Annotated in this window: 17 protein-coding genes; 7 read left to right on the top strand and 10 right to left on the bottom strand. The window is 57.1% G+C overall.

Features of this window, described 5'->3' with window-relative positions:
• Positions 1–73 precede the first annotated feature (73 nt).
• Positions 74–1,312 (bottom strand): extracellular solute-binding protein, encoded by a 1,239-nt coding sequence (locus ACSQ3H_RS30745; protein WP_436120792.1) that lies wholly within the window; start codon positions 1,310–1,312, stop codon positions 74–76.
• Positions 1,313–1,494: 182 nt separating this feature from the next.
• On the opposite strand from ACSQ3H_RS30745, the gene ACSQ3H_RS30750 reads away from it, so the two are divergent.
• Together ACSQ3H_RS30750 and ACSQ3H_RS30755 are read left to right on the top strand one after the other, a co-directional pair.
• Positions 1,495–2,709 (top strand): ROK family protein, encoded by a 1,215-nt coding sequence (locus ACSQ3H_RS30750; protein ID WP_436120793.1) that lies wholly within the window; start codon positions 1,495–1,497, stop codon positions 2,707–2,709.
• Positions 2,710–2,778: 69 nt separating this feature from the next.
• On the top strand, positions 2,779–3,891 hold the full coding sequence (locus ACSQ3H_RS30755; protein ID WP_436120794.1) for a Fic family protein: 1,113 nt from the start codon (positions 2,779–2,781) through the stop codon (positions 3,889–3,891).
• Between the two features lie 20 nt (positions 3,892–3,911).
• On the opposite strand, the gene ACSQ3H_RS30760 is transcribed toward ACSQ3H_RS30755, so the two are convergent.
• The gene (locus ACSQ3H_RS30760) at positions 3,912–4,499 is read right to left on the bottom strand and encodes a LuxR C-terminal-related transcriptional regulator (protein ID WP_436120795.1); all 588 of its coding nucleotides are present in this window, start codon (positions 4,497–4,499) and stop codon (positions 3,912–3,914) included.
• Positions 4,500–4,579: 80 nt separating this feature from the next.
• On the opposite strand from ACSQ3H_RS30760, the gene ACSQ3H_RS30765 reads away from it, so the two are divergent.
• Complete coding sequence (locus ACSQ3H_RS30765) at positions 4,580–5,302, top strand: CoA transferase subunit A (RefSeq protein ID WP_436120796.1); 723 nt, start codon at positions 4,580–4,582, stop codon at positions 5,300–5,302.
• A 1-nt stretch (position 5,303) separates the two neighbouring features.
• Complete coding sequence (locus ACSQ3H_RS30770; RefSeq protein WP_436120797.1) at positions 5,304–5,945, top strand: 3-oxoacid CoA-transferase subunit B; 642 nt, start codon at positions 5,304–5,306, stop codon at positions 5,943–5,945.
• 33 nt (positions 5,946–5,978) lie between these two features.
• Here the strand turns inward: ACSQ3H_RS30770 and ACSQ3H_RS30775 are convergent, their stop codons facing one another.
• Together ACSQ3H_RS30775 and ACSQ3H_RS30780 are read right to left on the bottom strand one after the other, a co-directional pair.
• Positions 5,979–6,269, bottom strand: a complete 291-nt coding sequence (locus tag ACSQ3H_RS30775; RefSeq protein WP_436120798.1) for a type II toxin-antitoxin system RelE/ParE family toxin — start codon at positions 6,267–6,269, stop codon at positions 5,979–5,981.
• On the bottom strand, positions 6,262–6,528 hold the full coding sequence (locus ACSQ3H_RS30780) for a type II toxin-antitoxin system ParD family antitoxin (RefSeq protein WP_436120799.1): 267 nt from the start codon (positions 6,526–6,528) through the stop codon (positions 6,262–6,264). The genes ACSQ3H_RS30775 and ACSQ3H_RS30780 overlap by 8 nt, the downstream gene beginning before the upstream one ends.
• 531 nt (positions 6,529–7,059) lie before the next feature.
• Here ACSQ3H_RS30780 and ACSQ3H_RS30785 point away from each other — a divergent pair.
• Entirely contained in the window at positions 7,060–7,326 is a 267-nt protein-coding gene (locus tag ACSQ3H_RS30785) for a helix-turn-helix domain-containing protein (RefSeq protein WP_436120800.1), read from the top strand.
• A gap of 120 nt (positions 7,327–7,446) precedes the next feature.
• On the opposite strand, the gene ACSQ3H_RS30790 is transcribed toward ACSQ3H_RS30785, so the two are convergent.
• The 4 genes from ACSQ3H_RS30790 to ACSQ3H_RS30805 form a co-directional block, all read right to left on the bottom strand.
• Positions 7,447–8,280 (bottom strand): alpha/beta hydrolase, encoded by an 834-nt coding sequence (locus ACSQ3H_RS30790; protein WP_436120801.1) that lies wholly within the window; start codon positions 8,278–8,280, stop codon positions 7,447–7,449.
• Between the two features lie 21 nt (positions 8,281–8,301).
• Positions 8,302–9,213, bottom strand: coding sequence for an ABC transporter permease (locus tag ACSQ3H_RS30795; protein WP_436120802.1), 912 nt, complete (start codon positions 9,211–9,213; stop codon positions 8,302–8,304).
• A 4-nt stretch (positions 9,214–9,217) separates the two neighbouring features.
• Positions 9,218–10,000, bottom strand: coding sequence for an ABC transporter ATP-binding protein (locus ACSQ3H_RS30800; RefSeq protein WP_436120837.1), 783 nt, complete (start codon positions 9,998–10,000; stop codon positions 9,218–9,220).
• 105 nt (positions 10,001–10,105) lie between these two features.
• Entirely contained in the window at positions 10,106–11,080 is a 975-nt protein-coding gene (locus ACSQ3H_RS30805; protein ID WP_436120803.1) for an ABC transporter substrate-binding protein, read from the bottom strand.
• Between the two features lie 139 nt (positions 11,081–11,219).
• Between ACSQ3H_RS30805 and kynU the strand changes: the two genes are divergently transcribed.
• Positions 11,220–12,467 carry a kynureninase gene (gene kynU / locus ACSQ3H_RS30810; RefSeq protein WP_436120804.1) on the top strand — a complete coding sequence of 416 codons (1,248 nt, stop codon included), beginning with the start codon at positions 11,220–11,222 and terminating at the stop codon, positions 12,465–12,467.
• Complete coding sequence (kynA, locus tag ACSQ3H_RS30815; protein WP_436120805.1) at positions 12,464–13,303, top strand: tryptophan 2,3-dioxygenase; 840 nt, start codon at positions 12,464–12,466, stop codon at positions 13,301–13,303. Before kynU ends, kynA begins: the two co-directional genes overlap by 4 nt.
• 18 nt (positions 13,304–13,321) lie before the next feature.
• On the opposite strand, the gene ACSQ3H_RS30820 is transcribed toward kynA, so the two are convergent.
• Positions 13,322–13,681: a hypothetical protein gene (locus tag ACSQ3H_RS30820; RefSeq protein WP_436120806.1), complete on the bottom strand. Its 360-nt coding sequence runs from the start codon at positions 13,679–13,681 to the stop codon at positions 13,322–13,324.
• Between the two features lie 236 nt (positions 13,682–13,917).
• Positions 13,918–14,945, bottom strand: a 1,028-nt coding sequence (locus ACSQ3H_RS30825) for an NAD(P)H-dependent oxidoreductase (protein WP_436120807.1), incomplete at its 5' end; no start/stop codon positions are given.

Below are 14,945 nucleotides of genomic sequence, written 5' to 3' on the forward strand. Positions count from 1 at the left end.
ATGAAGCCTGCCACAATATCAATCATTGGGAAAAATGAAGGCGGAAGGACTGCCTGCCGCCTTCATAATACTATCAGAGGCCGCTGTTCTCGACGGCAGTTTTCAATGCATCTTCGGGAGCGGCCCGCCCCAGAAGAGCTTCCTGAATCGCCTGCTGTAGTCCTGTAGACAATTCCTGATATTTCGGTGTCGTCGGACGCGGGTACATCGCAGCAAGACTTACCTTGGCCGCCGCAATCAGTTCTTCCTGATTCTTGGAGACGGCGGGATCATCATAGGAAGAAGCCCAAATTGGCAGGCTCAGCTTGGCATACTGGTTCTGCGTTGCCTGCGAGGTCATGAAGGCAATGTATTTCCACGCCTCATCCGGATGCTTGCTGGTCGAGGTGATGCCGAGGCCCATGGAACCGTTGACAGCAGAGACTGTGCTCTTGCCTTCAACACCCGGGGCAGGGACAACGCCGACTTTACCCGCAACCTTGCTGTCCTTCGGGTCATTGGCCATGTTGTACATGTAGGTCCAATTGAGCGCGAAAGCTGCTTCGCCATTCTGGAACACGCGGCGGACATCCTCCTCGAGGAATTCCTTGGAGTTCGGATTTGTGAGACCGGATTTATAGCTGTCGACCATATAGTTGAGCGCGTCGAGACCACCGCCCGTCTGGAATACCGGCTTGCCGTCCTTGAGGAAGCTGCCGCCGTAGGCGCTGACCAGCGTGGTGTAATCGCAGATCGCAGCTTCAGCCTGCGACCAGCTCCAGGCGATCGGCGTTGCCAGCAAGCCCTTGTCCTTGATGGTCTTGGCTTGTTCGGTGAGCTCGGCCCAGGTCTTCGGCGGGTTCTTGATACCGGCCTTTTCCAGGATTTCCTTGTTGTAGAACAGATATTTCGTGTCGAGAATCCAAGGCATGCCATAGCGCTTGCTGTCATATTCAACCGTAGTCCATGCGCCTGGAAGCACGCCCGATTTCATTTCGGGCGTGATCTTGTCGGTTACATCGGTCAGTACCTTGTTGGTTGCATATTCGGCGGGCCAGATCACATCGAAGAGAACGACATCATAGCCGCCGCCGGATCCTTGGGCGAGGACGGTCTTGTCGTGCAAGCCCTCATAAGGAACGAATTCGAGATTAACCGTCACGTCTGGATTTGCCTTGGTGAAGGCTTCCGTCATGGCGCGAACATCGGCCTCGCTATAGGCCGCCTGCGCCATGAACAACGCATTGATCTTGGTTTCTGCATGGGCAGGCGAAGACAGCGCCGCTCCCAGAAGTGTGGCGCCCAAAAGCGCGGTCTGCACGGATTTAAACATGGTTACCTCCTGTTTGGCAGCGCTGGCCGTCATTGACAGACGCCTGGTCGTTGCTATCGAGAGCCTTTCGTGGCGCATTTGCGTCCAGTCAGTGCTCACATTCCCCTGATCGATTTTTATTAAATCAATTCGCTTGACTTATTAGTTGATGAATATTCTTCTGGTGTCAAGAGGGATCACGGATGGACGGCATACGATCGATACGGGCAAAGAGCGGAACCAATCTCGGCGGTGCCAGTGCGCATAACCGGCGCATCATGATCGATGCGCTGCGTGTCAACGGTGCGCTGTCGCGGGCCGACCTTGCGCGCGCCACAGGACTGACCCCGCAGGCCGTTTCCAACATCATCGAAGAACTGGCACGCGACGGCCTGGTGCGTTCACAGGCAAGTGTGCGCAAGGGCAGGGGACAGCCCGCTACGCCATATCAGCTCGTACCGGATGGCGCCTTTGCTATCGGCCTGCAGATCGATCGCCATGTAACGCGCACGGTCATCGTCAACCTCGTCGGCGATGTCCTGGTCCAGATGGAAGCCAAGCTACCGGCTGGCGGTCCGGCGGAAGGCGTGGTGGTGATTCTCGATCTCGTCGCCAAGGCGCGCAAGGTGCTTCTGGAGCAGACTCCCGAGGCGAATAAGCGGTTGGTTGGTCTTGGCATCGCCATGCCAGGACCTTTCGGTATCAATACGCTGTACGACGATCCGTGGATGATGACCGCGTGGCAGAACTTCCCGCTGGTTGACAGGATTGCCGATGGGACAGGCCTCGAGGTGGCGCTGCAGAACGATGCCTCCGCCGCCGCAACTGCCGAACGCCTGCTTGGCGCGGCGCACGGGCTTGACCACGTGATCTGCATCTATTTCGGCTATGGTCTTGGTACCGGGTTGATCCTCAATGGTGAACTCTACGGTGGCGCACATTCCAACGCGGGCGAGATCGGCATGATGCTCGCTCTGGCACCCGGCGATGGTCCAGATGTCGAACCGCTGGAGCACTACGCCTCCATGGCGTCGCTGTGCAATCTGCTCGATCTCGATCCATCGGAGCCTGAGCTTTTCGCCATGGTGACCGATGCCGTGCTGCGCGGCGGTCCAAAGCTGGAGCAGTGGATGGACAATGTTGCCGAGCGCCTGCGCCGGACCGTGCAAATGCTGGAATCGATTTTCGATCCGCAGACGATTATCCTCTGCGGCGGTGCGCCCCGAGTGCTTATCGATCGCCTTGTCGAGAAGATCGAGCCGCTGCTGCCATCGATTGCCGAACGCTCCCGGCGCTACCCCGAGGCACGACTGCAAGCGGGGCTTGCCGACCCGTGGTCGGCCGCACTCGGCGCCGCAGCCGAGCCTATCGCGCGGGCTTTCGATCCACGCTTTTCGGCAATACTCAAGACGGTGTGAGGCATAGAAGGACTTGCTATAGCTCATAATTTACGCCATTGTGAGTTATAGAAAGGCAATCTATACCTCATGACCTGGAACTGGCAGCAGGCCGACTGGCCGAATTTCACCTATGACGCGACTGCGCTTGAGCCGCTGGAGCGCCAGTTCCTGTTGCATTCCGGCGAATTCTTCGGCGCATTTCGCCATGTGAATGCCGACGACCGGGACATGCTGCGGATCGAACTGATCAGCGATGAAGCATTGAAAACCTCGGAGATCGAGGGAGAATTCCTCAACCGCGACAGCCTTCAAACGTCACTGAGGCAACAATTCGGTCTGGCCACAGACAATCAGCGCGTTCCCGCCGCAGAGCGCGGCATCACGGAGATGATGGTCGATTTGTACCGGACATTCGCCGATCCCCTTCAACACGATACATTGTTCAACTGGCACAGGATGCTGATGGCTGGCGGAAGCGACGCTATCCAGGTGATTGGCGGCTATCGCACCCATCAGGAGCCGATGCGGGTCGTGTCAGGCCGTGCCGACAAGCCGACAATCCATTTCGAGGCTCCGCCCTCCATCCGTGTCCCGCAAGAGATGAACGCGTTTGCAGGCTGGTTCAACGCGACGGCGGCAGAGGGGAGGAGCCCTCTGCCTGCGTTGACCCGGGCCGGGCTGGCGCATCTATACTTCGTCAGCATTCACCCTTTTGAGGACGGCAATGGCCGCATCGGGCGGGCAATCTCGGAAAAATCTCTCGCCCAAAACCTCGGCCAGCCGAGCCTCATCGCTTTGGCCTATACCATTCAGCGTTCACGCAAAGCCTATTATGACATGCTCGAACACAGCAACAAAGCCAACGAGTTCACCGAATGGCTGACCTACTTTGCCGAGACTGTACTCGAAGCACAGCGCACTACGTTGAAGCGGGTGGAATTCTACATCGTCAAAGCCAAATACTATGACCGGCTCCGCGGGCAACTCAACGCGCGGCAGGAAAAAGTCATCAGCCGTATGTTTCGCGCAGGGATAGACGGTTTCAAGGGTGGTCTCAGCGCCGAAAACTACATCAGCATCACCGGAACGTCACGCGCAACGGCGACGAGAGATTTGGCAGATCTGGTTTCTAAAGGAGGGCTGACCAGGATTGGAGAGCGAAGACACGCCCGCTACCATCTCGATCTCGACAATGTCTGAGACCGCTCATCCACTGGCCGCTACCGCAGCGAAGAAAACCAGGCGATGAGCTCGGCACTGTTGCGCAAGGAGTAGGCACGCATGATGCGGGCGCGATGCGCTTCTATAGTACGCTTTGACAGACCGATCTCTTGCGCTATCTGCGCATTGGTCTTGCCTTGAGATACCAGCGTCAGCACCTGTTTCTGCCGGTCGGAAATGAGGCTGGCGTTGCCGGCGACAGCACGGTTCATTGGCTCGAAACAATAAAGCGCTTCGGCGAAGGGATCCGCCAGATTGCGGCTGCGCCCGCGCACGCGGCACCAGAAGCTGGCTCCGTCGCGACGGCGCATGACACGCTCGTCGTGGTATACTTTGCCGCCGGCAAAGTTCGTGCGCCACATTTCGCCGGTTCGGACGAAATCCCTGATTTTCGGATAAAGCCGGCTGAAACTCTGGTCGATCAGTTCGTGACGTTCATAGCCGAAAGTCTCGGCGAATTCGAAATTGCAATCGCGTATGATACGGTGCGTGGCATAGACCATCGGCACCGGCAGGTCCGTCAGCCGGAAGTGTTTTGCGCTTCCGGAATTCAAGATGTCGGAACTGGATAACTCCGGTGCTGTCATGCAGTATTAATACGACTATCTGCGGCGCCGGGACAAGCCATACCGTTCAACGCAGAGGATAGAGAAATGGGAGACTGTTCTTGAAAAAAGTTCAATCAAACGTCAGCGATGCGCTGGACGGTGTGCTGTTTGACGGCATGACCATCATGGCCGGCGGCTTCGGCCTTTGCGGTATCCCGGAAGCGCTGATCTATGCGATCCGCGATTCCGGCGTCAAAGACCTCACCGTGATCTCAAACAATGCCGGCGTCGACGGCATCGGACTTGGCGTGCTGCTTGAGACCAAGCAGATCCGCAAGATGATTTCATCCTATGTCGGCGAGAACAAACTGTTTGCCCAGCAATATCTGTCGGGCGAACTCGAACTGGAATTCAACCCGCAGGGAACGCTTGCTGAACGCATTCGCGCCGGCGGCGCAGGTATTCCGGCCTTCTTCACCAAAACGGGCGTCGGCACCATCATCGCCGAGGGCAAGGACGTGCGCGAATTCGACGGTGAATCCTACGTGATGGAACGAGGTCTGTTTGCTGACCTTTCCATCGTCCATGCCTTCAAGGGCGACACGGAAGGCAACCTCGTCTATCGCAAGACGGCGCGGAACTTCAATCCGATCATGGCGACAGCATCCCGGTTCACCATCGCCGAAGTCGAACATCTCGTTGATGCCGGCAAGATCGACGGAGACCATGTCCATACGCCCGGTATTTTCGTCAAGCGCATCGTGCATGTGCCCAACCCGGTCAAACACATCGAACAACGGACGACCCGCCCGCGTCTCGTCGCTGCAAATGAGGTGAACTGAGATGGCCTGGACACGCGATCAGATGGCCGAACGGGCCGCACAGGAACTTGAAGACGGTTTCTACGTCAATCTTGGCATCGGTATTCCGACGCTCGTCGCCAACTATATCCCGACTGGAATGAGCGTTCAGCTGCAGAGCGAGAACGGCATGCTAGGTATGGGGCCTTTCCCCTATGAGGGCGAGGAAGACGCCGACTTGATCAACGCCGGCAAGCAAACGATTACGCAGCTGCCGACGACCAGCTATTTCAACGGCGCCGACAGTTTCGGCATGATCCGGGGCGGTCATATCGACCTTTCAATCCTCGGCGCGATGCAGGTTGCGCGTAATGGCGATCTCGCTAACTGGATGGTGCCGGGCAAGATGGTCAAGGGCATGGGCGGCGCGATGGACCTCGTCGCCGGCGTCAAGAAAGTCGTCGTGGTGATGGAGCATGAGGCGAAGGGCGAGGCGAAGCTGCTGGAGCAGTGCACGTTGCCACTGACCGGTCAGCGCGTCACCGACCTGGTGATAACCGATCTCGGCGTCTTCACGGTCGAGCGACGCGGCGAGCCTAAAATGACCTTGATCGAAATTGCACCGGGCGTGACGGTCGAGGAAATCAAGGCCAAGACCCAGGCGGCCTTCGACATCGCGGTTTGATGGATTGGGCGTCATTCTTTTGCGGATGACGCCCTATAATTTCAATCGACGAACGCTCCGACCGGGAACAAGGGCCAAAACCAAGATGCCATCTGCTTCCTGTTCGTACAGGATGACATGACTCTTGTGCTCGTGCCGCCTCACACCAACCCCCAACATTTCGGCCAGTCGTCCCATATGCGGGATGTCAGCCAATAATTCGAAGCAATATATCAGCTCGTCTTTATATCGCCGAGCCTGGATCACCCCAAACATTTCGATGCTATCAAGGAATATTTCGAGAATATCCGTCTCGGCTCGCTCCGTCAGCCGATATTTATTCACGTCCTAAGCCACGGGCGCTGGCAATCTGTTCCGCCTGAGCAAAAATGTCATCCATACTCCGCGTTCCAACGCCGCTAGCCTTTGAATCGACTACAAGTTGACGCAGTTCATCCAGAGTAAATTCCTTTCCCCGCCGGGCACGATCCCGGCGCACCAGATCGCGCACATAGTCACTGGTGCTGGCATATTCGCCCTTGCGGATTTGTGTCTCTATCCAGTCTTTCATCTGGTCGGGCAATGATACCGTCATGGTCGCCATGCTGATTTCTCCTGTTGTGATGAAGGATATCAGGCATAAGCAAAATTCACAAATATTCTTACGCGATCGAAATCGAGAAATCCTTACCTCGTCCTCTTAACCACACAAACCGGGCTACTTTCGGGGTAACGGGGATCATGGTCGACGCAGGTTGCATCATACCGGAAGCTGCCATAATAGACACGGGCGCAGCCGGATAGCACAGGAGCGAATGTTACAAGCACCAGAAACAGGGCTGTGGAATATTTTCGATGAAGAGGGTTCATTTTCTTCATGTCGCTCCTATATATAGCCAGTTACGAGTGACATAGCGGCGTAATAATCCACTGATAATCTTCAGAAATTGGTCGCGTTAACGATCGGCATCTTTGACATCTTACGGAAATCTGGTGCCACAATAAGGCAAGCTCCTGCCCCGATTCCTGATCACGTTTTATGTGAAGTCACATAAAGGGGTTGATCCGGGGCTGCGGACGTATAAGTTCTGCCTTCCGATTTGTTAACTAAACCTTTCACGTTAGGAGCAAAGCGATGAACAAAACCGCCGGCGACTATTCATTGCCAGAAACAGTTTCCACGGCGCTTGCCAATGGTACAAATATTGTCAGGGCATTTCGCGAACAATTCGGATATTCCATCGAGGATCTGGCCGTTGCGTGCGGTCTGACATCCCTCGAAATCGAAACGATCGAAAGCGGCCAGAATTCGGACCCGCACAAACTGGAACGCATTGCTCATGCGCTTGGCCTCCCGAGCAACGCAATGATTCTTGAAGATTCCAAGCGCCTCAGCGCCTGAACCAACTCACTAATAAATCGGTACTCAAGAAAGCTGTCGGAGTGATATCCCAACTCTGACAGCTTTTTGATTCCTGGTGACGCATAATCCTTTCAAAATCAAAGATTTTGGGGTTATGCACTAGAGACGCAACAACGTGCGCGTCAACGGATGATCAGGGTCGATCAATCCTTCGATGACATTGGCGTGGTGCTTGCCTTCTTCCTCGACCGAGTCGACCCGGCAGTCAAACCCCGACCAGATATTGGCAAGCAGAGCATTCTGCCGCACGAATTCGGGCCGTTCAGCAGCCCCCACCCATGCGGTGACGTCGATACCTTCCTGCGGCTCGAGCAGGGCGGGGCTCTCCAGCCGCGCCTCCACCGCATCGAGATGCAGTGTCGCGTTCATTTCCGTCTTCATCAGGGGACGCATATCGGCAATCGCCGAAATCGGCACCGTCTTGCGGACGCGATGCCGGATCGCCTGGCTCAGCGGTGACGTCACCGTCACCATGCGGGCAACGAGGTGCCCGCCTGCGGAATGTCCGGTCAGGTGGATTGGACCTGGAACCTCATTCGCCGCGCGGGTGATGGCGAGCCCGACCTGTACGGTGATATCGCTGACCCGAACCTCCGGGCACAGCGTATAGGAAGGCACGGCAACGGCGAACCCATGGGTGAGAGCGCCTTTCGCCAGATGAGACCACGCCGACTTGTCGAAATCCTCCATCCAGTACCCGCCATGCACGAAGACGGCGAGGCCGTTCAGGTCGCCCCAGGGCATGAACAGGTCGAGCCGGTTGCGCGAATGCGGACCATAGCTGAGGTCGGCTTGCAACAAGCCTTTCTCATCCATTTCTTCACGGAATTGCGCGGCATGAGCAAGCCATTTCGCCGGATACTCGAAGCCATCCGGGATATAGGCAAAATTGGAATAGGCGTCGTCCCAGTCGATCGCTTCGGTGCTGCCCATGTTCTCCCCCCGATTGCTTTCTTATTCCCGAACCTTTTCCCGTATTTGCGCACCGCCGCCGGACTTGCGCAAGTTCGGCAACGCCAGCATCAATAGCACGAAAGCACCGGTGGCAAATTTCAGATCCGCGGGCGCGAGACCGAGCGTCAGACAGAACGAAATCAGCTGATAATAGACCAGCGAGCCGACAACCGGGGCCAGCACCTGCCGCAGAATGGTCTGGCGGCCGGTAATGGCCTCGCCGATGATCAGAGCCGCAAGACCGTTGATCAATATGCCGAAGCCCATATTGACGTCGGCGAAGCCCTGCGTCTGCACCATGATACTACCACCGGTCGCCGAAAGCGCGCTGGCAACGCCCACGCCGACAATGGTCGCCGTGCCGACATTGATGCCCTGCGCTTCGGCCATATCCGGGCTCGCGCCGACGGCACGCATCGACGTGCCTTTTTCCGACATGAAGAAATACAGCATCGCACCTACCACCAGAGCGATCAGAAGCCCGACAATGAGAATCTTGACTGAAGGGAAATTGGCCGACGCACCGGCGAGTATGGTGAAGACGGTGTCATAGGTGAAAAGCGGGATATTCGTGCGGCCCATGATGCGCAGATTGATGCTGTAGAGCATCGTCATGACGAGGATACCGGCAAGCAGCGTGTTGATCTTGAAACGCAGATGAATGAACGCGGTCGTACAGCCGGCAGCAAAACCGCAAAGCGACGCGACGAGACACGCGAGGAACGGATTGACGCCGGCGGTAATCAGCGTACCGCAGACGCAGCCACCGAGCGGAAACGCACCTTCCGACGTCAGATCGGGAAAGTTCAGGATGCGGAAAGGCAGCATGACGCCGAGCACCACGAAGGAGACGATCAGGCTTTGGGCGATGGTGACGGGGATCAGGCCGTAGAAACTATTGAAAACGTCCACAGTCTCAACTCCCCTGCAATGCAATGGCGTCGGATTTCGTGTGGAACCGGTCAATGAGATCAGAAACGGTAATGCCGTTTTTTTCCTCCTGGCCGATCTCGACAAGAACCTTGCCCGCATCCATCATGATGATCCTGTTGCCGTATTTGATCGCATGCTCCATGTTGTGCGTGACCATCAGCGTCGTCAGTTGCAACTCTTCAACTGCTCGCACCGTCGTATCCATGACCAGTTTTGCCGTGCGCGGGTCGAGTGCCGCCGTGTGCTCGTCGAGCAGCAGAAGTTTTGGCTGGGTCGATACCGCCATGACCAACGACAGGGATTGACGCTGTCCGCCAGAAAGAAGTCCGACCGGCATGTCGAGACGTTTCTCCAGGCCGAGATTGAGTTCCGCCAGCTGTTCACTGTATTTGGCCCGGCGTGCGGCGGTAAGCCCATAGGAAAAGCCGCGCGGCTTGCCCCGCAATTCCGCCAGCAGCATGTTCTCGCCGATGGTCATGGTCGGCGCGGTGCCAATCATCGGATCCTGGAACACGCGGGCAATGAACTGGGCGCGGCGGTGGGCGTTCAGCCTGGTGACATCCTGACCATCGATGGAAATGCGGCCGGAGTCTAACGGCAGCTTGCCGGAGACAGCGTTGAGAAAGCTCGACTTGCCGGCACCGTTGCTGCCGATGACGACACAAAAATCTGCAGGCTTCAGCGCGATATCGAGGCCATCGAGCGCCCGGCGCTCGTCAAGGGTGCCGCGATAGAAAATCTTGGTGCCGCCCGTCACGGACAGCATATCGGTTGTCATGTTTAAGCCCTCAAACCAGAGCATAGCTGCCGTAACAGAGTTCCCGCGCTAGCTGGCGCAGGAACTATATGTTTGCAGGCTAAAGGAGAAGGCCTATTTCACGAAGCATTCACAATCTTTGAGGCTATCCGGCACTTTTTGACCGGTTTTCGCCAGAACAGCCTCGTTGATCAGCGCCGTGTGGTCTTCATAGGTTGGCTTGATCGGTGCAAGGCTTGCCGGCGACTTGCCGGCGATAATCTCCGATGCGAGCTTGGCCGCATTCTGGCCGACCTTGGTGTAGGAGACCTCGAAGGCAGCGGCGACGAGACCGTCGCGTACCGCCTGTGCCGATGCATTGACGATCGGGATATTGATGTTGAGCGCGGCGGCAGCCACAGCCGGAACCGCAGGCTGAACCAGATTCGAACCCGGAACATAGATCACATCCGCCTTGCCGGCCAGTGAGCTGACACGGATCGGAATGTCGTTGGTGTTGTCGATACCGACTTCAACCAGTTCCATGCCTTCGGTTTTGGTGGCTTCCTTGATCAGTTTCAGCACGGCAACGTCATTGTCTTCGCCGGGATTATAGAGATAGGCGAGGCGCTTTGCGTCCGGCAGCAGCTTCTTGACGAACTTGACCACCGAGCTGACGTCCTGCAGATCGGAAGCGCCGGTCATGCCTGTATCACCTGCTTCCCAGGATGGGGTGAGCTTGGCGGCAACCGGATCGGTGACGGCGGCGAAGACCACCGGCGTGCCGGAATTACCGACGATCTGCCGTGCGCCCTGCGCTACCGGCGTCGTGATGGCGAGGATAAGCTTCGGATTGCTGGAAACGAGCTTGGTCACCATTTGCGGGATCAGCGTTGCATCGAAATTGACCTGGAGCTCGTCATAGACAGCATCCGCAACACCAAGCTTGGCAAGCTCGGCCTTGAACGCGGTGACGGTTTCATCGAGTTGCGGATGCTTGCCGAATTGTGCAATGCCGATTTTGGTTTCAGCCGAGGCGGTTCCAAGCCCAAGCCCCATACCGAGTGCTGCAGCCAGCGCTGTCCGCACTACATATTTTGCGCCGATCATTTTGTTGTTCTCCCTTTTTGTGTGCCCCACTATCGAGCAGGGTCTGGTTATATTGACAAGTTCATACCAAAGTAAATTGTAGCCGTTAAGGGACTTGCGAAAAGCCGTGAATTGGCGCGACTGCATCAAGAAAGAACAAATGGACAGCACTCCTATCAAGATCGACCCGACCCATGCCGACTTGTCCGATCCGCTGCGCGCATACCGCGACAGGTTCGAACTACCGGAAGGCGTCATCTACCTCGACGGCAATTCGCTTGGCGCCTTGCCGAAAACCGTCAGGCAGCGGGTGGCGAAGACGATCTGCGAGGAATGGGGTGAGCAGCTGATCCGCAGCTGGAACACGGCCGATTGGGTGCACTTGCCCCAACGCGTCGGCAAGAAAATCGCCCGGCTGATCGGCGCTCAGGACGGAACAGTCGTTGCGGCGGACAGCACCTCGATCAACCTGTTCAAAGTGTTGTCTGCTGCGCTCGATCTCAATCCCGGGCGTAGCAAGATTATTTCCGAACGGGATAACTTCCCGACGGATCTTTATATTGCGGAAGGCGTGGCCAAACAGATCGGCAAGGGCCATCGGCTGATTCTTGCAGATGCCCCGAAAGACATCCCGGGAATGCTGGATGACGACGTGGCTGTGCTGATGCTGACCCACGTCAACTACCGCAATGGCTATCGCCACGACATGGCGGCGCTGACGCGGGCGGCGCATGACATGGGTATCCTCGTCATCTGGGACCTGGCCCACACGGCAGGTGCAATGCCGGTTGACCTGACTGGAGCGGGTGCCGATTTCGCTATTGGCTGCGGCTACAAATATCTGAATGGAGGGCCAGGGGCTCCCGCCTTTCTTTACGTCAATCCACGCCATCACGGCGGGTTCCGCCAGCCGCTTTCGGGCTGGTTCGGCCATCGCGCACCGTTTGATTTCGATTCTGCCTATGCGCCTTCCGGCGGCATCGAACAGTATTTGTGCGGGACGCCGCCGGTCCTCGCGATGGTCGCCATGGACGAAGCAATGTCGCTGTGGGATGACGTCGACATGGAGGCCGTGCGGACGAAATCCGTCGCGCTTTGCGATTTCTTCATTCAGGAAATCGACAAATTTGCCGAAGATCTTGGGTTGACGCTGGTGACGCCGCGCGATCCCGGCCTGCGCGGCAGCCAGGTCTCCTACTCTTGCGACAATGGCTATGCCATCATGCAGGCGTTGATTGCGCGTGGCGTCATCGGCGATTTCCGTGCGCCGGATATCATTCGCTTTGGCATGACGCCGCTTTACCTGAGTTTCGCCGAAGTGGGGCAGGCGGCAGCGGTTCTGAAGGAAATCCTTGAAACGCGCGCGTGGGATGCCCCCGAATATCAAGTCAGGGGAGCCGTCACGTGACCCGAACACCCTACGATCCCGAAAATGAAGGCGCGCAAATGTCGTTTGACGGGCATATGTCCTATGGCGATTATCTGCGCCTCGACAGGATTCTCACCGCGCAAACGCCGCTTTCCAATGCCCATGACGAGATGCTGTTCATCGTGCAGCATCAGGCGTCCGAAATCTGGATGCGGCTGGTCATCCACGAGCTGACTTCGGTTTGCGAGCACATCGCCAGAGACGACCTCGCGCCATCCTTCAAGATGCTGGCGCGGGTTTCGCGCATTCTCGACCAGTTGAACTCGGCCTGGGATGTGCTTCGGACAATGACGCCGAGCGAATACACGACGTTCCGCGAAGCGCTCGGCATGTCTTCAGGGTTCCAGTCGTTCCAGTACCGGGCGATCGAATTCCTCGCCGGCAACAAGAATGCGGCGATGACGCGCCCGCACGAACACAAGCCGGATATTCATGCCTGGCTAGACAAATTCCTGCAGGCACCAAGTATTTACGACCAGTCGATCCGGCTTTTGGCGCGCAAGGGCTTTACTATCGACCAGCCGGTGCTGGAGCGCGACTGGTCGCTGCCCTACCAGCCGAACAACAGCGTGCGCGACGCGTGGCTGGTGATCTACCGCGATCCGGAAGCCCACTGGGCACTCTATGAACTGGCGGAAAAGCTGGTGGACTTCGAGGATTATTTCCGGCGCTGGCGCTTCAACCACGTGACGACTGTCGAGCGCATTATCGGCTTCAAGACCGGCACCGGCGGAACATCCGGCGTCAATTATTTGCGCAAGATGCTCGAAGTGGTGCTGTTTCCGGAATTGTGGAACGTAAGAACAGATCTTTAGAGCCTTCCACGAAAGGCTCTAGGCAGCACGTTTGTCAATCGCGACACAGTCCATCGCGGATTTTGCGTGGATGTGGTTGCTGTGCGCAAAGCCGTGCTTGGCGATGGTCGCAAGATCGTCATCCGGCTTGATCGGCCGCGACCACCAATTGTCGCTGAGTATCCAGCCTTGAGCCGTAGCACTTTCGACTTCGGAACTGTCCGGACGCAGCACGCAGGATTCATGCACGATACGCGCATTGGGCGACCGCCTGCTCATCATCAGCCGGCCTTGGGCAAGCGCACTCGCCTCGTCCTCGGCAATGACAAGCTGGTGAAACAGGTGGCGTGTCTGTCTATACTTTGTCAGATAAGCGAACTTGACTTGATAGGCTGGCACTACATGCTCCTAGCATCAAAGACTCAGTCGTTAACCATTTATTAATATTGTTGGCGAACCGGTCTTTTTCAAGGAGAAGGTAGTTTTGCACAGATAAATTTGCGTCTTTGCAAAAAAGTACGCTTTATCTAAGTGCTTGTTTCCATAACAAAATAGGCAACTCGTTACGAAAGCGAAATAAAAAAACCGTTCGAGCTTAAGCCCCGAACGGCTGAGTAATCTATCGAAGCTGATCCTCATCCATAAACCAGCTTGTCCTGGCGGGCGCGGAGTTCGACGATCTTGGAACCGGGAACGGGGGCGGCATTGGCGCTGGTGATGAGTTCGCCCTTTTTGATCGGTTGGGTGACGCTGCCGCCCTGCAACAGGCCGCAGGGGATGGCACCGGCGGAGCGCGCTTCCGCCGCCGTCATGATCCAGGCGCGGTAGCAATATTCGCCGATGGCATCGAGCTTGTCGCCCGGCTGCAAATCCTTCTTGGCCACCGCACAGACTTCCGCCACTGGCTTGGAAAGCGGCACCATGTCGGCCTTGCCGTAGAGCACTACGCGGGCACAGGTCAGCGGCACCTCCAGCGAGGTCAGATGATAGGGGCGGTGGAAGGTGAAATACGGACCCTTGCCCATCTTCAAATCTTCCATGCGTTCCGAAATGCGCGGATGCGACATGTCGGCGACGACGAAGACCCCCGGTGCCACGCCCTTGCCGATCGAATAGTCGACGACACCGACCCTTGAGAGCACGCCGCCGTCCTTTTCCGGCACAAGCACCTTGGACAATTGGTCGAGCGTTGCCGCCGGGCCATGCATGCCGGGCTTGTCGGGGACGAGGCCGGTGGCATTGGCGATCGCCGCCATCTCCACCATGGTCTTCGAGCCGTCGACGAACTCGACCAGCATGCGCACATTCATGTGGCGGCGTTTGGCCTCTTCCTCGTAATCATCGGGAATGGCATCGATGTTGAGCGGGTTGTTCTTGCCCTTGCCGGCGGCAACGATCGGATGGCCCATGGCCGAGACGAACTCGATCAGTTCCATGCAGGACGAGGGTTCATCGCCCGCCCCCAGCGAATAGGTGACGCCGAGCCGGTCGGCCTCGCTCTTCAGATAGGCGCCGATGGTCACGTCCGCCTCGACATTCATCATGACGAGGTGCTTGCCGTGTTCCATGGCCCTCAAGCCGATCTCGGCACCGACGGCCGGCACCCCGGTCGCATCGATGACCACATCGATCAGCTCGTTCTCGAGGATCAAATTGGCATCAT

It is taken from the genome of Phyllobacterium sp. LjRoot231, assembly GCF_964253365.1.
In the GTDB taxonomy this organism is placed as follows: Bacteria; Pseudomonadota; Alphaproteobacteria; order Rhizobiales; family Rhizobiaceae; genus Phyllobacterium.